Origin of the sequence: Ralstonia sp. UBA689 (genome assembly GCF_002298975.1) — a bacterium.
Taxonomy (GTDB): Bacteria; Pseudomonadota; Gammaproteobacteria; order Burkholderiales; family Burkholderiaceae; genus Ralstonia.
The window spans coordinates 16,722-30,859 of record NZ_DBMV01000009.1; the positions used below are offsets into that span (position 1 = coordinate 16,722).

Genomic DNA, 14,138 nt, shown 5'->3' on the forward strand with positions numbered 1-14,138 from the left:
CGCAGCGGTGTTGGTCACCCTAGGCACGCGCAAGCAATAAGCACACAAGCAGCCCACGAAAACCAACCTTGGCGCAAACCCGTGCGCCCAGACGGTTTGGCCGTACCCTGCCCTATGCGGCGCCTTGAATTTTTGTGAGCGGGCGGAAAAGGAAGGAGGCTTGTCTGAGCGAAGCGAGTTTGCCTCCTTCCCCGCCCGGTCACGGAAATTCAAGGGGAAGTCGCCGCATCGGGCGCGCCTTTCTTTGCTTACTTTCTTTGGCAAGACAAAGAAAGTGAGTCAGCCCCGGCAGGGGATGAAACCAGGGATGGACCAAAAGAAAAAAAACTACCCCGCCACCCGATACCCAATCCGCACCCCACCCCAGTGCCGCCCCTTGACATAGATAGGCGCCGACACATCCTTCATCATCGCAAACGTGCCATTGCCCATATCACGGCGATAGGTCTGCAACAGGAAAGACTCCGTGTTGCGCGCGGCACCCAGGCCAGTGCGGTCAGTGAACAGCCGTCGGTTGCGGCTGTTGGCAGCATTCCAGGCCGGATCACCGCCCTGCGGCTGCGAGAATTTCAGGTTGTGCGTCGGCAGATAGCCATTGGTATCCACCGCCGCGCAAAACACCACGCGCGGGTCAAGCTTGAGCAGCGGCTCCTGCACCGTCGGCAGCACGCGGTCGGTGAAGGTGGTGAAACGCGCCAGGTGCTGCGGCGGGTCGGTATCGGGAACCGGTTGGTACGCGTGATCGAACAGATCTCCCTCGCTGATATCGCCACGCGCCAGCGCCGACTCGAACAGCGCGCCAATCTTGCACGCGGCGGCCTGCACGGCGTCGATGAACGGCGTGTCGGTGCTCTGCACGCCGGTGGACGCCGTCAGCCGGATCAGCGTTTCCGATGAACCCAGCAAGCCAGAAAGCTGCTGCCGCGCATTGTCGATGTTCTGGCTCGATTGCCGCACCCCCTCGGCCATGGCCTCCACCTCGTGCGCGAGCGACGCGCATTCGCCTTCAATGGCAGCAGTGGATTCGGCAATGTTGGTGGCCTCGGCATCGAAGCGCGCGATGGCCTCGCCCGCCACACCGATCACCGCGCCGATGGCCTGCGTGCCCGTATCCACGCGCTGGGCACGCGCGACGTTGGTGCTGCTGTCGCCGATGAGCTTGTCCGTCTGGCCGGACAAGTCGGCCAGCGTGGTCTCGATGCGGTGCGTGGCCTCAGCGGTCTGACCGGCAAGCTGCTTGACGGCACCCGCCACCACGGCAAAGCTGCGGCCGGATTCTCCGGCGCGCGCCGCTTCAATGGCCGCGTTGATAGCCAGCAGATTGGTCTGCTTGGCAATCTGCGAAATCTGCTCGGCCGCCTGGGCCACGTGCACCAGCGCCTCGCGCAAGGCGGCAATCTGCTGCTCCATGCTCGCCACGCCCACGGCCAACTCGCGGATGTCGCGCAGCGATGCATCCACCGTGGCGCGTGAGCCGCTCACCTCCTCGCTGGCGTGCGACGCGACTTCGCGCGCGTGGCGCGCCGCCACGGCGATGTCGTGGTTGCCGCGCATGGTGGCATCTGCGGCGCTGCGCAACTGATCGAACACATCGGCCTGGCGGCGCAGGCGCGCTGCCACGTCCTCCACGTTACCGGACACCTCGCAGATGCCCATGCCCACGCGGCCTGCCTCTTCGGCAATGCGGGCCACGAGTTCGGGAGAGGCTTTCGGGCCACGGCCCCAGGCAAATCGCTTCACGGCCATCGGTCTCCAATCGTTGTTGTGTGCGCCCTTGCTAACGGCGGAGGGCGGTCCTCTATGAGGTTATCGGCGCGAGCGAATGCGCGCTTGAGCGACGCTACCTGCGCTTACTTACGCGCGCATTACGCCCGCGCGGGGTAGCTGCGGCGCAGACGCGCTTCGTAGGCGGCCGCCGTCATGGGCGGACCGAACAGAAAGCCTTGTAGCTTGTCGCAGCCGGCGGCCTGCAGGAATTCCGCCTGTTCGAGGGTCTCGACGCCCTCGGCAGTGACGGTCATGTCGAGCGACGCGGCCATCGCCACCACCGCACGCGAGATCACCACCGAATCACGATGGCGAGGAATGCCGGAGACGAACGAACGATCGACCTTCAGGTTATCGATCGGAAAGCGCTGGAGATACGACAGCGACGAATATCCCGTGCCAAAATCGTCGATCGAGATGCGGATGCCCAGCGCCGTGATCGCGTCGAGCATCGGCATCACGGCGGCGGTGTCGCGCATGAGCAGGCCTTCGGTAATCTCCATTTCCAGCGCGCCGGCGGGCAGGCCGGCCTCGGCCAGGCAGCGTGAGATAGTCGGTACCAGCCCCTCGCCAAACTGGCGCGGTGACAGGTTCACGGCGACGAAGAAATCCGGCAGGCAGGTGGCACGCCAGTGCGCGGCTTGATGACAGGCCCGTGCGAGCACCCATTCGCCAATCTCGTGAATGAGGCCCGCGTCTTCGGCCACGGGGATGAACTCGGCGGGCGACACTTCGCCCAGCTCCGTGCTGTGCCAACGCAGCAGCACCTCGGCGCCGACAATCTCCATCGAGGTGGCATCGACGATGGGCTGGAAACGCAGCGAAAGCTCCTCGGCAGCGAGCGCGCGGCGCAGGTGGTATTCGAGCTGAAAGCGCCGCTGCGCGCGCTGCGACAGCCGCGCCGTGTACACGCGGTGCTGGTTGCGCCCATTCTGCTTGGCGTTGTACATGGCGGCGTCGGCGCAGCGCAGCAACGTGGCGGCATCGCTGCCGTGCTCGGGGTACACCGCAATGCCGATCGATGCGCCCAAGTAATACTCGGTGCCACTGGTGGAGAACGGCTGCGCGATCGACTCGACGATGCGCGTGGCCAGCCGTTCGGCCTCGGCGAGCGAGCGCACGTTGTCGAGCAGCACGACGAATTCGTCGCCACCCAGGCGCGCCAGCGTATCGCTCTGACGCACGCATGCCGACAGGCGCTGCGCCACGATGCGCAGCAGGTGGTCGCCCGCTTCATGGCCGGCGGTGTCGTTGACCTTCTTGAAGCCGTCCAGATCCAGGAACAGCACGGCCACCTGGCGGCCATCGGTAACGGCCTGGTCCATCACGGCCTGCATGCGCTGCGCGAAATACGCGCGGTTGTACAGACCGGTCAGCGCGTCGCGCTGGGCAAGGAAGGTGAGTTGCTGCTGGGCCGCGCGCGCGGGGCCGATGTCGTTGAACGAGATCAGCACGGCGGTGGGCGCGTCGTCTCCGGGGCGCACGATGGGCAGCACGTTCTCGTGCACCCACACCACGTCGCCGTCCACCAGCTCCAGACCGATGGTCAGGCCCAACAGCGGGCGACCGGTGGAGAGCACCACGCGCGTGGGCCGTTCAGCAGAGGGGATCTCGCTGCCGTCGTCACGCAAGGAGCGGCGCATCAACTTCAGGTGGCTGGCGCCCACCGGCGATGCGCTGCCCGCGCGCAGGATGCGCCGGGCGCTCGGGTTGCACGCGAGGATGGTGCCGTCCGCCGCCTGCACGACGATGCCCTCGGTCAGGTTGTCGACCGCCAGACGGTAGCGCTCCTCGCTCTCCTGCAACTCGCGCGCGATATGCGCCTTCTGGATCGCCACACCGACAATGTCGGTGATGCCATCGAGCAGCCCCATGGCATCAGGCGTGGGCGCGCGCGGTGTGTCGTAGTAGATGCCCATCGCGCCAATCATCTGCGCGTTGTCGCCACGAATTGGGGTGGACCAGCAGGCCCGCAGGCCCAGCGGAGCAACGATGTCGCGGTAGTCGTCCCACAGCGGGTCGGTGTCAATGTCTTCCACCACCACGCACTTGTTCAGGAACATGGCCGTGCCGCACGAACCGACCGAGGGCCCGATCGAGATGCCAATCAGCACCTGCGAGAGCATGACCGGCAGCGACGGCGCTACCGCCTGCGTGATGTGCTCGCCGTCGCTAGACAGCAGCACCGAGCACATCGCCCCATCATCGAGCAGCGTCTCGACCAGCCGGCACACTTCGGCCAGCAGGTCGGGCAGCGGCACGTTGCGCGAGCTGAGTTCGAGCACGGTCTTCTCGCAGCGCAGCAACTCCTTGGCGCGAGCGGTCTCGGCGGCCAATACCCGGTAGTTGGCTTCGGATTCGCGCAGAGCCTGCTCGGCATGCTTGCGCTGGGTGATGTCGCGCGCGACCACCTGGATGGCGGTACGCCAGCCAAGTTGCACCGGCGCGGAAAGCACCTCGACGTCGACCGGCGTGCCATCGCAGCGCAGCAGGGTCTGCTCCACGGGCGGCAGGCCCGCGCCGTGCGCCACCATCCACTCGCGGCGCTGGCGGGCGAGGTGCATCGAGTCGCCATGCACGAACTCGTCCAGCTCACGGCCGACGATGTCGCGCGCGCTCCGTGCCCCGAACAGCCGTACCCCCGCTTCGTTGATGAAGACGATGATGTCGTCCGCCACGATGTAAAGCGCATCCGGCATCTGCCGGACGAGCGCCTCGTAGCGGTCGTCAGCCAGCGGTAGCGGCCGCGCTCCGGTTGCATCCGGTTCGGGGCGATCGGGTCGCTCGGCGGAAGTGGCGTCCATATGGGCTGGTGGGGCCTTTGGGCCTGTTTTTATCGATATCGACCATCGTGTCAGGAAAGTTAAGGTGTTTGGATGCCCCTCCCCACTTCAGAGTGGGGGAAATGACTGATGTCGCATCGGGCGGCATGGCAGTTGCGGCACAATGCGAGCACAACATCCGTGCATAAGAACACCGGAACAGCGCCCAGGTTTTCGCAAAGTCATCACATGCAATCGTTTTCGTCCTCCGTCGGCCACGTGGCCGGCCTTGTCTCGCGCCGTACCCTGCTGGCCGAAGGGCTGGCCGAAGCTGCCGTGCAGTTCCGCGACGGGCGCATCGCCGCGTGTGATGCCAACCCGACGCGCGGCATGCTCGACTGCGGCGACTTGCTGGTTCTGCCCGGCATCGTCGACCTGCATGGCGACGCCTTCGAGCGTGCCGTCATGCCGCGCCCGGGCGTGGCCTTTCCGTACGAAACCGCCCTGGCCGACGTAGACAGCCAGTTGCTTGCCAGCGGCATCACCACCGAATTCCATGGTGTGACGTATTCGTGGGAAGGCGGCCTGCGTGGCCATGCCTATGCGCTGCGGATGCTCGACACGCTCGAAGCCATGCGAGAGCACCTGGGTGCCCAGCACCTGATGCATCTGCGCTTCGAGCTGCACCACGCCGACGGCGTGGCCGATGCGCTGGCCTGGATGGCCGCCGGCCGCGTGCATTTCCTGTCGTTCAACGACCATCTGCCGATGATGCGCGACAAGCTCGGCGATGCGCGCAAGCTCGCGCAGTACGCCGACCGCGCCGAGTGCGATGTCGACACCTTCCGTGCGCGCCTGAACACAGCCGCCGTCAACAGCGGCAAGCTCGACGCGGTACTCGGCACGCTCGCGCGGGCGGCCCGGCAACGCGGCATCCGCATGGCCTCGCACGACGAGCCCGACATCGCCACGCGCAACACCTTCCACGCCCATGGCTGCACCGTCACCGAATTCCCGCTGACCGAAGCGGTGGCCCGCGCGGCGCGCTCGCACGGCGGGCACATCGTCTTCGGCGCGCCCAACGTGGTGCGCGGCGGCAGTCACAACGGCGCGCCCGATGCGGCGGCCATGGTGGCGGCCGGGCTGGGCACGGTGTTGGCTTCCGACTATTACTACCCCGCTTTGCTGGCTGCGCCGTTCAAGCTGGCCGAGCACGGTGTGGCGCCGTTGGCGCAGGCGTGGGCGCTGGTGGCGGCCAACCCGGCAGAGGCTGCCGGCCTGAGCGACCGCGGCACGCTCGCCACCGGCCTGCGCGCCGATGCCATCGTGGTGGATGATCGCCGCCCCGGCCTGCCGCGCGTGGTGGCCGCCGTGGTGGGCGGCCGGCTGCGCCACGCGACCGGGCATCTACCGCTGATCGACTGAACTGCCAACATGGAAGCGCCGCAGCCAGCGTTACAAGCGTTACCCAGAGCCCACCGATACGCGCTCTACCTGCTGCCGCCCGAACCGTGGTACACGCTCGGCACGCGCTGGCTCGGCCGCTGCGCGCGGCGCAACGAACCCATCGACGCCGATCTGCGCCAGCCGCTGGCCCACGACGCCCGCATCGACCTCACCACGCTCGACCGCTGGACCGAGGCACCCCGCCACTACGGCCTGCACGCCACCTTCAAACCGCCCTTCCGCCTGGCCGACACGCACACAGTCGAAGACCTCGACGCCGCGCTGCGCCGGTTTGCGCCGCAGCGCGACGCGTTCATGATCGAGCCGGCGTTGCAGACGCTGCGCGGCTTCCTGGCTTGGCGCCTGCGCCATGGCGACCCGGCGCGCGACGCCCTCCACCGGTTCGCAGATGCCTGCGTGCGCGAGTTCGACACCTTCCGCGCTCCGCCCCCCGCCACAGAACTGGCGCGTCGGCGCCAGGCTGGCCTGTCCGACGCGCAGGAGCATCACCTGCAGCGCTGGGGCTACCCGTACGTGTTCGACACCTTCACGTTCCACATCACGCTTACCGGCCGGCTGGGCCATGCCGAGCAGCTCGCCTGCTACCGCGCCCTGGAGGCCGCCCACGTGGTCCTGCCGCCCACCATGCAGATCGACCACATCGCGCTGTTCACGCAATCCGAGCCGGAGGCGCCCTTCACGGTCGCGCGCATCTACCGCTTCGACGGCAGCGTCGAATGATGTCGCGGCAGGTCATGTCGCGACACACAAACGCGCTCAGCGTGTGAGATCCACTACGTCGATGACCTGCGTCTGACCGTGCTGCTCGACCTCCTGGCGCATCACCACGCCCGCCTCCGGGCAGAACCAATCGGTGATGTGGGCAACGGTCGGGGCAGGCTCGATCGATTCATCGCCCAGACGCAGCACACCCAGCATGGCCGTGCGCGTATAGCGGATCGGCCTGCACTGCAGGATGCCAACCACCGTGTTCACCGGTTGCGGCGGGCCCACTTGGCGCTCGGACACCACTACCTTGGCCTTCTCGGCCCGCATGTGCCCGACCGAAATCCCCAGGCGGGGCGAAACCACGTCAAAATCGAAACTCGATTCGTACGTATCGCCGGGCAACATCTCGGCCTCGGGTGCCAGGCCCGCGCCGTACAGGAACATGCCCGAGATGGCGGTGCTCACGGTACCGACCAGATCGGCATGCTCGCTTTGCGCAAATACCCGCCCGTTGATACTTACGATGCGCGTGACCACGCCGGCTTCGTCCACCAGCAGTTGATGCTCCTGCACGGTCTCGATCGGCCGACCGCCCAGCGCCACCAGGCCCGACTTGGCGTAGATATGCAGGCCGATCTCGCAGCCGTCCGGGATATCGCGATTGACGTCGTGCAGGGTGAACTCGACGATCATCGGCGTCTTGCCGTTGCCGTCCAGCCGCAAGCGGCTGCCGTCATGCACCCACGATGCCGTGCACAGGCCTGCGGCATGCGCTGTTGGCGCAAGGCCCGCCACCACCAGCACTACGAGCATCCAAAAAGAAAAACGCCGATGCACCGGGTGATGCATCAGCGTCTTCATGAACCCGGATGGCACGGGGTTACTGCTTCGCGTTCGGGTCCTTGCTCTTGGCACCCTGGCTGTACGGGTCAAACTTGTCGCCGGCCTTGGCGCCTTGGGTGTACGGGTCGAACTTGTCGCCAGCCTTGGCACCTTGGGTGTACGGATCGTACTTGCCTTTCTCGACATTGGCCGGCTGGGCGCCCGGGTTGAGCGCGCTGGAGGTGCTGTCGGCGCCTTGCGTGTACGGATCGAACTTCTTGTCGGCGTTGGCGCCCTGCGAATACGGGTCAAACTTGTCGCCGGCCTTCGCACCCTGGGTGTAGGGATCGTACTTGCCGCCGGCGTTGGCGCCCTGGCTATAGGGGTCGAACTTCTTGTCGGTCTGTGCGTGGGCCATGCTGCCGATGGCTGCCACGACAGCAGCCGCTGCCACGAGAGTGAGACGTTTGTACGGCATTTGAAGCTCCTTTCCTATGGGTCGTTTGGGCTGCGTATGCAGCCTCGTTTTGAACGTATCCCGATGCCGTCTCACAATCAGATCATGGCGACGACGCCGGAAAACCCCCTCTCCTCGCCGTAAGCTATGGCAAGCGCACGCGAAAGTCAACGCACAGAAACTGCTTATTTTTTTAGCAATTTGAGCGAAATCAGCGATGCGCTTTGGGGCCTTTCGGTCGAATGGCCCCCGGCCCTGCCACGGCAATCAGCGCCATGGTAAGCGCCACAACCGACAGCCCCCAGCGCAAGTCGGAGCGATGCGCAATCAGCCCGATGATGACCGGGCCGATCAGCAGGCCCACGTAGGCGAAGCGCGCCACCGCCGCGATGCCTTCTGCCGCCGGCACGCCCGGCAGGCGCGATGCCGTGATGAAGAAGATCGGCACCATGTTGGCCGCGCCCACGCCCATCAACGTGAAGCCCGCCAGCACGGCAGCCGGGGCCGGCCACAGGAGCGCAAGCAGGATGCCGCCCGTGGCCAGCACGCCGCTGGCGCCAAGCACGCGCGTATTGCCCCAGCGTCCGCGCGCGAAATCGCCGCCGAAGCGCGCGAGTGCCATACCGCCCGAGAACGCCGCATAGCCCGCGCTGGCTATGGCCTCGGGCGATTGGGCGATCTCGCGCATATAGACGGTGGTCCAGTCGTACATCGCGCCTTCGCCCAACAGCCCAAAGAAGGCCAACAGACCGAGCACGAAAAGCGTGCGGCCAGTGGTTGGATGCGCGGGTTCGCCTTCCGCATGCACATGGTCGGGCAGCATGAACGGCCCTGCGCACAGCGCCGTCGCCATCAAGACCAGCGCCATGCCACCGCAATGCACGGCCGGGGGCACACCCAGATCCAGCAGCACGCCACCCACGGCCGCGCCCACCATGCCGCCCAGGCTGAACATGCCGTGCAGCGACGAGATGATCGGCTTGTGGTGGTTGGCCTCTACCGTGGTGGCCTGTGCATTGATGGCCACGTCGAAACCCACGGTGCTGATACCGAACAGAAAGAGCGCCACCAACAGCGCCGGGTAGCTTGGCATCAGCATGAGTAACGCCAGCATCGCGCTGAACGCCAAGCCGCCCCGCATGCTGGCGTGCTGCGTGCCAACGCGTGCCACCCAGCGGCCCACAAATTTGATGGAGAGGATGGCACCCGCGGCGACCATGAACATCGCCAGCGACAGCGACGCCTCGGATAACCCGAAGCGCGCCTTCACGGTGGGAATGTGGATGCCCCAGGTCGCAAACGTTGCACCGTTGACGAAAAAGAGCGCCATCGTCGCCGCGCGGGCTGACAACGGTAGCCGGCGTGGCTGCAGGACGCCGGCGGGTTGCACGAGTTCAGACACAAATTCGGAAGACATGGAGGACTGCAAGAAAACCATCCGTGGCGCCGCTATGCCGCGCGCCACCAAGGCGCCAATGCTACCGCGTCATCCTGATCAATGCTTTGCAGCGTGGCATTGCCTGCGTCGGCATGCCGATGACGGAGCCGTCACACGTATGCGATTCCGCACGAATTGGACGACAAACGCCTTGTTGCTTGTCGGCCGAAGCGCAGGGCTGCTGCGTTAACATGCCTGCGTCCGCACATAACGCACGCGCATGTGCCTCACCCTGCCCTTCCCGATGGCCCGAATTCGTCCGACCCGTTTGCTGAACCTGTCGCGCTGCGCGCTCACCTGCGCAGCCCTTTTGGCCCTCATCGCGGCGCCGCAAGCCGAAGCCAGGAAACCCAAGGCCCATACCGCAACCGTTGCCAGTGCCGCGCAAAAGCGCCAAGCCGCGCACAACCCGGCCGGGTTGCCCGCCAATGTGGCGATGGCGTTTTCCCGCGCGCACATCCCGCTCGATGCGGTCAGCGTGTTTGTGGTCCGCACCGGCAGTGCCACGCCCATCCTGCAGTGGAATGCCGACATCGGGATGAGCCCGGCGTCGACCATGAAGCTGCTGACCACCTTTGCCGGGCTGGACCTGCTGGGCCCGGACTTCCGCTGGAAGACCTCCGCCTATGCGGACAATCAGCCCGACCGGGGCGTGCTCAGCGGCAACCTCTACCTGCGCGGCCAGGGCGATCCGAAGCTGATTCCCGAAGAACTCGTCAAGCTGGTGAACGACGTGCGCCGCGCCGGGGTGGACGAGCTTGCCGGCAACATCGTGCTCGACCACACGTACTTCGAAAATGGTCTGTCCGAAGCCCCGCCGCTGGATGGTGACAGCGCGCGCGCCTACAACGTCGCGCCCGATGCGCTGCTGTATTCGTTCAAGACGCTCACCTTCACGCTCACCCCTGATGCGGGCAATGGCTCGGTCAACATCGACGTGTCGCCGCCGCTGGCGCAATTGCAGATCGACAATCAGTTGCAGGTCACGCGCGGCGGTTGTGGTGACTGGAAGACGCTCTCCGGCGCCAACATCGCCACGCAAACCGACGGCCGTGTGCTGGCCAGCTTCGACGGCCGCTACGCTGCAGCCTGCGGCGAGCGCGTCTTCAACATCGCTGCGCTCACGCATGCCGATTTCATCTGGGGTGGATTCCTGGCGTTGTGGCAGCAGGCCGGCGGCAAGACGCGCTTCACGCCCGGCATCCGCGAAGGCAAGGTGCCGCGCCAGGCCGTGCTGCTGGCCACGCATTACGGCCCGACGCTGGCCGATGTCGTGCACGACATCGACAAATATTCGAACAACGTGATGGCCCGCCAGCTCTTCCTGACTATCGGCGCGGAGATCGGCCGCAAACCCGCTTCGGTGCAGCAGTCGACCGAGGTCATCAACCGCTGGCTCGCCCGGCAGAACCTGACGATGCCTGAACTGGTGATCGAGAACGGCTCGGGCCTGTCGCGCATCGAACGCATCAGCGCGCGCAACATGGGGCGCCTGCTGCAGCAGGCCGATGCCAACCCGAACGGCGGCATCCTGCGCGATGCGCTGCCGGTGGTGGGTGTGGATGGCACCATGCGCAACCGCCTCACACGTGCCGGCGTGGCCGGCAACGCCGAGATCAAGACCGGCACGCTCAACGACGTGCGCGCCATCGCCGGTTACGTGGAAGGCGAGAACGGCCAGCGCTTCGTGGTGGTCAGCATGATCAACCACCCGAATGCCAGCGCCGGGCAGGCTGCGCACGATGCGCTGCTGCAGTGGATCTACCAGGGCGCGCCGCGATGAGTACGCCTGCGCTTCTCGGCATCACCGGCACCTCGGGCAGCGGCAAGACCACGCTCATCGAGCAACTGATCGCCCGCTTCGTGCGCGATGGACGCCGCGTGGCCGCCATCAAGCACACGCACCACGGGTTCGATCTCGATACGCCGGGCAAGGACTCGCACCGCATGCGCGAAGCCGGCAGCGCCGAGGTGGTGCTGGTGGGCGGCGAGCGCCTCGTGCTGATGCGCGAATTCATGCCCGCCCACGAGCCGGAACTGGCCGACGTGCTGGCGCTGCTCTCGCCTGAAACCGACTTGGTGATCGTCGAAGGCTACAAGCGCAGCGCCTTCCCGAAAATCGAAGTGTTCCGGCCCGCGCTGGGCCGGGCGCCGTTGTGGCCGGAAATTGGCGGCGTGGTGGCCGTGGCCACCGATGCGCCTGATGCGGTGCAGGTGCCCGAAGGGGTGACGGTGTTGGATCTGAATGACGTGGAGGCGGTGTATCGGTTTGCCTTGCAACTGGTGGGCGCCTCTTAGCGCGGTCGCTCGGGAGGCTAGCTTGCGCACGTGGCAATTCGTTGATGCTGGTGGTGCGTCCTGTGTTTCGTCCCCTGCCGGGGCCGACTCACTTTCTTTGTCTTGCCAAAGAAAGTAAGCAAAGAAANNAAGGCGCGCCCGATGCGGCGACTTCCCCTTGAATTTCCGTGACCGGGCGGGGAAGGAGGCAAACTCGCTTCGCTCAGACAAGCCTCCTTCCTCTTTCCGCCCGCTCACAAAAATTCAAGGCGCCGCATAGGGCATCAACGGCCAAACCGGCTGGGGGGCGTAGGTTGGCGCCCAAGCGAGTTCGGTCGATCGTGAGGCGGTTCTCAGGACCGCTTGGCGACCAGCGTCAGGATGTCGTAGCTTGCCACCAGTTCGTCGTCTTGGTTGGTCACTTCCACGTCCCACGCCACCACGCCTTGCCCGACGCCGTTGGCGTCGCGCTTGTTGCGGTCCACCTTGCGTTTGCACGTCAGGCGCGCGCGGATGGTGTCGCCAATGCCCACCGGCTTGATGAAGCGCAGCGTATCGAGACCGTAGTTCGCCAGCACGGGACCCGGCGCCGGCGACACAAACAACCCGGCTGCGGCGGACAGCACGAAATAGCCATGCGCGATGCGCTTGCCGAACTGCGATTGCTTGGCGGCGATGTCGTCAAAGTGCATGTAGAAGTAATCGCCCGACAGGCCGCCAAAGGCGACGATGTCAGCCTCCGTGACGGTGCGCCGATGCGTGAGCAGCGAATCACCGATCTGCAGATCCTCGAACCAGCGGCGAAACGGATGCTCGGCCGATTCGTGGACACGTGCGCCGCGCACGTGCTCGCCGGTGACGGCGCTCAGCATGGTCGGTGAGCCCTGCACAGCGGTGCGCTGCAGGTAGTGCTTCACCGCACGGATGCCGCCGAGCTCTTCGCCGCCACCCGCGCGCCCCGGCCCGCCGTGCTTGAGCGCCGGCAGCGGCGAACCATGGCCGGTCGATTCCACCGCCGCTTCGCGGTCGAGCACCAGAAGCCGGCCGTGCCATGCCGCAGCCACGGGAATGGCCCTGGCGGCAATCTTCGGATCGCGCGTCACCAGCGTGCCCACCAGGCTGCCGCGCCCGCGTGCGGCAAGCGCCAGCGCCTCGTCCAGATCGTCATACGGCATCAGGGTGCTGACTGGGCCGAAAGCCTCGATGTCATGCACCTCGGCATTGCCTAGCGGGTCTTGGCACAGCAGCAGCGTCGGTGCAAAGAACGCGCCTTCTGCAACGCCTTCGCCCACTGGCGTGAAGCTACCCTGATCCCCGAGGACCAACTCTGCATGTCGGCGCAGCATCGCCACGCGTTCTGCCACGTCGGCCTTCTGCGCGTGCGAAGCCAGAGCGCCCATGCGGACGTCTTCACGCGCCGGGTCGCCCACCACCGTCTTGGCCAACCGAGTCTTGAGCGCGTTCGCCACCGCATCCAGATGCTGGCGCGGCACGATGGCGCGACGGATGGCCGTGCACTTCTGCCCTGCCTTGACTGTCATCTCGCGGGCAACTTCCTTGATGAAGAGATCGAACTCCTCGTCATCGGACGTGACATCGGGTGCCAGGATCGCGCAATTGAGCGAGTCCGCCTCGGCGTTGAACGGGATGGAGCGGCGGATCAGATTCGCATGCACGCGCAACTTTGCTGCCGTATCCGCCGACCCCGTGAACGTCACCACGTCCGGCTCCTGCAGGCGATCGAGCAAATCGCCCGTGCCGCCGATGACCAGTTGCAGGCTACCCGGCGGCAGAATGCCCGACCGCTCGATCAGCCGGACCGCTGCCTCCGTGACGTAGCAGGTGGCCGTGGCCGGCTTGCCGATGCAAGGCATGCCCGCCAGAAAGCTCGGCGCGAATTTCTCCAGCAACCCCCAGATGGGGAAGTTGAACGCGTTGATATGCACGGCCACCCCCGCACGCGGAACCAGAATGTGCGTGCCCGCAAACGTGCCCTGTTTGCCCAGGGGAATCGCCGGGCCTTCGTGCAGCAGGTTGCCGGAGGGCAGCTCGTTGCTCCCCATGCTGGCGTAGGCGAACAGCGTGCCGATACCGCCGTCGATATCGATCCAGCTATCGGTGCGCGTGGCCCCGGTGTGCGCGGAAATTGCGTACAGCGATTCCTTGTGTTCCGTCAGAAACTTGGCCAGCGCCTTGAGCCGCTCTGCGCGCTGCTGAAAATCGAGCGCAAGCAGCGACTTGCCTGCGGTACGCGCAAAGGCAACGGCCTCGCCAAAATCGATGGCTTCCGCGTGCGTTGCCGCCACAGGGCTGCCATTGACGGCGCTGCGCAGCACCTGCGCGCTTTCCTGGCCGATCCAGCGGCCGCCGATGAAGCTTTGAAGTGTGGTCGTCATGGGGTTCTCAGACTCGTTCAACCTGGAAATTGGGGCACGGTCGG

10 protein-coding genes are annotated in these 14,138 nt (G+C 66.0%); 4 read left to right on the forward strand and 6 right to left on the reverse strand.

Annotation, left to right across the window (positions count from 1 at the left end; all coding sequences use genetic code 11):
* Positions 1-327 precede the first annotated feature (327 nt).
* Together B4F51_RS04050 and B4F51_RS04055 are read right to left on the reverse strand one after the other, a co-directional pair.
* Entirely contained in the window at positions 328-1,740 is a 1,413-nt protein-coding gene (locus tag B4F51_RS04050) for a methyl-accepting chemotaxis protein (protein WP_296223807.1), read from the reverse strand.
* Between the two features lie 125 nt (positions 1,741-1,865).
* Positions 1,866-4,571 (reverse strand): bifunctional diguanylate cyclase/phosphodiesterase, encoded by a 2,706-nt coding sequence (locus tag B4F51_RS04055; RefSeq protein WP_296223808.1) that lies wholly within the window; start codon positions 4,569-4,571, stop codon positions 1,866-1,868.
* A 207-nt stretch (positions 4,572-4,778) separates the two neighbouring features.
* On the opposite strand from B4F51_RS04055, the gene B4F51_RS04060 reads away from it, so the two are divergent.
* Both B4F51_RS04060 and B4F51_RS04065 read left to right on the forward strand, forming a co-directional pair.
* Complete coding sequence (locus B4F51_RS04060) at positions 4,779-5,954, forward strand: alpha-D-ribose 1-methylphosphonate 5-triphosphate diphosphatase (protein WP_296223809.1); 1,176 nt, start codon at positions 4,779-4,781, stop codon at positions 5,952-5,954.
* A 9-nt stretch (positions 5,955-5,963) separates the two neighbouring features.
* A complete protein-coding gene (locus B4F51_RS04065) occupies positions 5,964-6,716 on the forward strand; it encodes a DUF1045 domain-containing protein (protein ID WP_296223810.1) in 753 nt (250 codons plus the stop codon).
* A 36-nt stretch (positions 6,717-6,752) separates the two neighbouring features.
* On the opposite strand, the gene B4F51_RS04070 is transcribed toward B4F51_RS04065, so the two are convergent.
* The 3 genes from B4F51_RS04070 to B4F51_RS04080 form a co-directional block, all read right to left on the reverse strand.
* On the reverse strand, positions 6,753-7,565 hold the full coding sequence (locus tag B4F51_RS04070; protein WP_296223811.1) for a hypothetical protein: 813 nt from the start codon (positions 7,563-7,565) through the stop codon (positions 6,753-6,755).
* A gap of 19 nt (positions 7,566-7,584) precedes the next feature.
* Positions 7,585-8,004, reverse strand: a complete 420-nt coding sequence (locus tag B4F51_RS04075) for a hypothetical protein (RefSeq protein ID WP_296223812.1) — start codon at positions 8,002-8,004, stop codon at positions 7,585-7,587.
* A gap of 190 nt (positions 8,005-8,194) precedes the next feature.
* Complete coding sequence (locus tag B4F51_RS04080) at positions 8,195-9,400, reverse strand: MFS transporter (RefSeq protein WP_296223813.1); 1,206 nt, start codon at positions 9,398-9,400, stop codon at positions 8,195-8,197.
* A gap of 265 nt (positions 9,401-9,665) precedes the next feature.
* On the opposite strand from B4F51_RS04080, the gene dacB reads away from it, so the two are divergent.
* Entirely contained in the window at positions 9,666-11,204 is a 1,539-nt protein-coding gene (dacB, locus tag B4F51_RS04085) for a D-alanyl-D-alanine carboxypeptidase/D-alanyl-D-alanine endopeptidase (protein ID WP_296223814.1), read from the forward strand.
* The gene (gene mobB / locus B4F51_RS04090) at positions 11,201-11,719 is read left to right on the forward strand and encodes a molybdopterin-guanine dinucleotide biosynthesis protein B (protein ID WP_296223815.1); all 519 of its coding nucleotides are present in this window, start codon (positions 11,201-11,203) and stop codon (positions 11,717-11,719) included. The genes dacB and mobB overlap by 4 nt, the downstream gene beginning before the upstream one ends.
* A gap of 332 nt (positions 11,720-12,051) precedes the next feature.
* On the opposite strand, the gene paaZ is transcribed toward mobB, so the two are convergent.
* Positions 12,052-14,094 (reverse strand): phenylacetic acid degradation bifunctional protein PaaZ, encoded by a 2,043-nt coding sequence (gene paaZ, locus B4F51_RS04095; RefSeq protein WP_296223816.1) that lies wholly within the window; start codon positions 14,092-14,094, stop codon positions 12,052-12,054.
* Positions 14,095-14,138 lie beyond the last annotated feature (44 nt).

What these genes read in the sequence shown, in the direction of transcription:
- B4F51_RS04055 (WP_296223808.1), bottom strand. Translation starts at nt 4,571, where the DNA reads ATGGACGCCACTTCCGCCGAGCGACCCGATCGCCCCGAACCGGATGCA.
- B4F51_RS04060 (WP_296223809.1), top strand. Translation starts at nt 4,779, where the DNA reads ATGCAATCGTTTTCGTCCTCCGTCGGCCACGTGGCCGGCCTTGTCTCG.
- B4F51_RS04065 (WP_296223810.1), top strand. Translation starts at nt 5,964, where the DNA reads ATGGAAGCGCCGCAGCCAGCGTTACAAGCGTTACCCAGAGCCCACCGA.
- B4F51_RS04070 (WP_296223811.1), bottom strand. Translation starts at nt 7,565, where the DNA reads ATGAAGACGCTGATGCATCACCCGGTGCATCGGCGTTTTTCTTTTTGG.
- B4F51_RS04075 (WP_296223812.1), bottom strand. Translation starts at nt 8,004, where the DNA reads ATGCCGTACAAACGTCTCACTCTCGTGGCAGCGGCTGCTGTCGTGGCA.
- B4F51_RS04080 (WP_296223813.1), bottom strand. Translation starts at nt 9,400, where the DNA reads ATGTCTTCCGAATTTGTGTCTGAACTCGTGCAACCCGCCGGCGTCCTG.
- dacB (WP_296223814.1), top strand. Translation starts at nt 9,666, where the DNA reads ATGGCCCGAATTCGTCCGACCCGTTTGCTGAACCTGTCGCGCTGCGCG.
- mobB (WP_296223815.1), top strand. Translation starts at nt 11,201, where the DNA reads ATGAGTACGCCTGCGCTTCTCGGCATCACCGGCACCTCGGGCAGCGGC.
- paaZ (WP_296223816.1), bottom strand. Translation starts at nt 14,094, where the DNA reads ATGACGACCACACTTCAAAGCTTCATCGGCGGCCGCTGGATCGGCCAG.